The sequence below is a fragment of the Moorena sp. SIO2C4 genome (genome assembly GCF_010672485.1).
Taxonomy (GTDB): Bacteria; Cyanobacteriota; Cyanobacteriia; order Cyanobacteriales; family Coleofasciculaceae; genus Moorena; species Moorena producens.
Genome location: NZ_JAAHGN010000865.1, coordinates 1 through 3,338, shown reverse-complemented (window position 1 = coordinate 3,338; position 3,338 = coordinate 1). Strand labels below are relative to the sequence as shown.

1 protein-coding gene is annotated in these 3,338 nt (G+C 44.1%); it reads left to right on the top strand.

Features of this window, described 5'->3' with window-relative positions; genetic code table 11:
• Positions 1-263 precede the first annotated feature (263 nt).
• Entirely contained in the window at positions 264-2,786 is a 2,523-nt protein-coding gene (locus tag F6K20_RS30515; RefSeq protein WP_008189300.1) for a serine/threonine-protein kinase, read from the top strand.
• The last annotated feature ends 552 nt before the right edge of the window (positions 2,787-3,338 follow it).

Sequence of the window (3,338 nt, the reverse complement as noted above, 5' to 3'; positions counted from 1 at the left end):
ATTCTTTGACGTTGATTCCCTGTCTTGATGCAGCGCATCCCTATTCCCTATTACCTATTCCCCTCCTGGGAGGGGTTAGGGGTTGGTTCCTGTTCCCTGTTCCGGTGATCCGCTGTTCCCTAAAATCCCGAAATTTTGTACCTCATAGCTATGAGAATTGCTATATACTCCTTAAGCAAATTTTCAAACAGGCTTTAATAATCTTTATGCAGCTAATAAATTTGCTTCGATACTATAGATAATAAACGAGTAAAATACTCAAAATGTTTATTAATCCTAGGGGGTGGTTCGGGAAGATTATTCCTTCCCATACACCAACTCAGTATACAGATATTTCTACAAATAAAGATACATCATCACAGCATAACACTCGGTTAAATCCAGCTAGATTAGGTTTTATACTAGCTGTTTTTTTTCCCCTATTCGGAGCAATTTCAACGGCTCGTGATTGGGAGGGAGTGCAACGGATGGAAAGACAAACCCAAGCTTGGTTTTTCCAACTTAGGGCTCCGGTGACTCCCCCAGACAATATAGTGATTTTGGCAATTGATGAGGAGTCTCTGAATTTAAATCAATCCTATTCTAATGATCAGTCTCAAGCACTAACTGATTTAGAACTTATCAAAAGCTGGCCTTGGAAACGAGCTGCTTATGCTACAGCGATTGAGCGGCTGATGGCTGCCGGAGCTAGGTCTGTCGCGGTTAGTCTTGTGTTAGATAGTCCCAGTAGTTACGGTGAGGCAGATGATCAACGGTTGAGAGAGGTGCTAAAAAACTATGGCGAAAAGGTTACTCTGGCCGCTATGTATGAGACTTACGAAACTGTTGAAGGTGAGACTATCAAGCTAGTTAAGCCAAATTCTTTGTTTGAGACACCCCAGCTATCTGTAGGTTCGATTAATTATCCTGTTGAGCCGGATGGCAGAATCTATCGTCTAGCCAATCAGTATCCCAAAGTTTGGGCTAAGAATAATCCAGAATTGGCAGAAACATCTAATCAGCTGATTTTTAAAGTACCTTCCTTTAACGAGGCTACCTTGGCCAAAAGGCCACGCTACGCGAAGGCAGCTGCTCAAGACTCAGGACTGAGGACGAAACCCAAAGCAGAGAATATTTTCTTCTACGGTTCGGATGTATTTCCATCTATTCCCTTCTGGTATGTCTTAGACGATAATCGCTGGCACACTCGCCTAGAAGATGGTAAGTCTTTCCAAGACAAGATTGTGTTAATTGGACCAACTGCTAGCTCATTACCAGATTTTCATCGGACTCCTGTGTCCGACAGAATGGCTGGGGTGGAAATCAATGCTAATGCGATCGCAACACTACTCGAAGGTCGTGCCATTGTCCAAGCAATTCCCAATCCTATCCACAGAGGAGTGTTGATCTTCTTAGGGGTTACGGTAGTAAGGTACTTATTCAGTCGGATTAAGCGATGGCAAGTTTGCCTAGGCTGGACAGTGCTCGGGGTAATCACTTGGGGAGGAATCAGTTATCTATTTTTCGTGTATGGGCGGCTAATTTTGCCTACAGCAGTGCCTTTAGTTAGCATGACTCTCAGTGGTATTTTCTGTAGCGCTATGGGAGCAATGCAAGACCTGAAGAATAAACAGCAACTACGCCAAACTCTCAAACATTACGTTTCTGCGCCGATTGTCCAAGAAATTATCTCTGGACAGGATGATTTACGCAATTTGCTGGAGGAAACGGAACAGGAACTATTTGCTACTAAGTTAAGTGGACGCTATCAAATCATCAAACGACTTAGTGCTGGAGGATTTGGCGAAACCTTTATTGCTGAAGACACCCAACGACCGGGAAATCCGACCTGTGTGGTCAAGCAGCTCAAACCTGCTAGCAATAATCCTCAACACTGGCAACTGGCTCGACGGTTATTTCACACCGAAGCAGAAATTCTGGAAAAGTTGGGCAAACATCACCAAATACCTGAGCTGTTAGCCTATTTTGATCAAAATCAAGAATTTTATCTAGTTGAAGAGTTCATTAATGGTCATCCTCTCAGCGATGAGTTACCACAGAAACCTCTTCCTGAAGCCAACGTCATTGCCATAGTGGTAGATATTCTACAGGTATTGCAGTTTGTCCACAGTCACAGTGTGATTCACCGAGATATTAAACCCGATAATCTAATTCGGCGCAAATTAGATCACAAGCTGGTGCTAATTGACTTTGGCGCTGTTAAACAAATTACTAATCAATTGCATCCAAGACGAAACCTGACTAATTTCACAGTGGGCATTGGTACTAAAGGTTATATGCCTAATGAACAAGCTGTGGGTAGTCCAAGATTTAACAGTGATATTTATGCCACAGGTATGATTGCTGTGCGATCGCTTACTGGCATACCTCCTAGCAAATTACCCACAGATCCCATAACTGGAGAAGTAATTTGGTTCGATAAGGCACAGGTCAGTCCTGAATTAGCTACAGTGGTCAACAAAATGGTGCGCTATAGCTTCCGAAGTCGCTATCAGTCGGCTCAGGAGGTATTAGAAGCACTGAAACCTTTAACCACAACCTTGCCAACATTCTCGTTTAGTAGCCCTAAGTCATCCGTAGTGCTAGAATCTGAGGCTTCCACCGTGCCAGCACTACAGGAAACCATGGTTGATAGTGACTGTTCGAGTTCACAGAAAACTGTTCCGTTGTCGGAATCTACCACAGTGCTAGAGGAGGAAACCATGCCCGATAGTGATTATTCGAGTTCACAGAAAACTGTTCCGTTGTCGGAATCTACCACAGTGCTAGAGTCTGACGAAACCTGATCCTAGTGATTAGTCAAGTGATTAGTCAGTCAATAGGCCAGTTGAATGTTAAGTGTCTACTTTCAAGATTCAACCTACCCTACACCGAACGCCAAAGTGCGGCTCGTTCTAGCTAGGAACCTTACAATACAAGGCTTATGAGCTAGGGGCGCGAAGGAAAACCTTCAAAGCCTAACTGACTGTTCGGATGGTGGTGCACCTTTTGGAGATAAGTGACACCCTATCTGGCCACACCGAACAGGCGGCAACCTGTAGAGTGACGCTGGCAACAGGGCGGAATCAGAGGTAAATCAGATGTGCCACACTGCCGCTAACGGGAAGATGTCATGGGTAACAGTAGCAAAAGTCCTGAAAAAGTGTCTTATGCGGAAGCCGCAATCTGACTAGTATATGCGAGACTTCATCCTCTACATCCTCACGATGCTCTTTTGGCGGTAATCGTAAACTCCGAGGAGAGGATAGGCAAATTGGTTAGAAGTTACCGCAAGAATAGTGGAGCCTTTATAGTTAGTCGGCTATGGGTAAAAGGGTTAAAAATTTTGTAGTAAGGCA

Coding starts and splice junctions, on each gene's coding strand:
- F6K20_RS30515 (WP_008189300.1), top strand. CDS start 264: ATGTTTATTAATCCTAGGGGGTGGTTCGGGAAGATTATTCCTTCCCAT.